The organism is Dyella sp. SYSU CM1112, from assembly GCF_058216415.1.
The window spans coordinates 1-630 of the sequence record NZ_JBZEGI010000049.1 but is presented as its reverse complement, the minus strand read 5'-3'; the positions used below and the strand labels follow the sequence as shown (position 1 = coordinate 630).

At 67.5% G+C, this 630-nt stretch carries 1 protein-coding gene; it reads left to right on the top strand.

Going from position 1 to position 630, the window contains the following annotated elements; all coding sequences use genetic code 11:
• Nucleotides 1-630: hypothetical protein (locus AC4HNJ_RS21555; RefSeq protein ID WP_490481672.1), on the top strand; the 630-nt coding region annotated here is incomplete at both ends.

Below are 630 nucleotides of genomic sequence, written 5' to 3'. Positions count from 1 at the left end.
GTGCAATACGAAGCCGAAGCCGGCCGCGCGACGCAGGCGCTTGGCGATACCTTGGTGCGACGTGCCAAGAACCTGATCGGCGGCGACGACGCGCCCGCGCTCACGCCGGTCACCCGCAACCCGCTGGATACCGCCTTCGGCCCCGTGCTCGCCTTGATGGGGCCACCCGCGGGCGACCCGGATGCCGCGCGTGCACCGTCCACCCTCAACGGCGTGAGCTTGCAGAGCTATCTCACCGCCGCCACCACGCTGCGCCTGACCTTGCAGCAGATCGGCGGCAGCAACGATGCGCAAGCCATGGCGCGCGCCCTGGCGCAGGCAGTGTTCCAGGGCAAGCTATCGACCTTGACCCAGGTGCGGGACGAAGCGTCGCTGACCGCCGCCAGCCTGGGTTCGGCCTGGGCCGGTTTCGGCCAGGCGCTGTTTGCGCAGCCGCTGGAAAGTGCCTGGCAAACCGTACTGCAGCCGGCGGCCAGCAGTCTCAATGAGCTGTGGCGCGAGACGATTGCCGCGCCCTTCAATCAGTCCTTTAACGGGCGCTATCCGTTTTTCGATACGCAAGCCGATGCCTCGCTGGCGGAACTGGGCCGTTTCATCCGTCCCGATTCGGGCGTGATCAGCCGCTTTCTG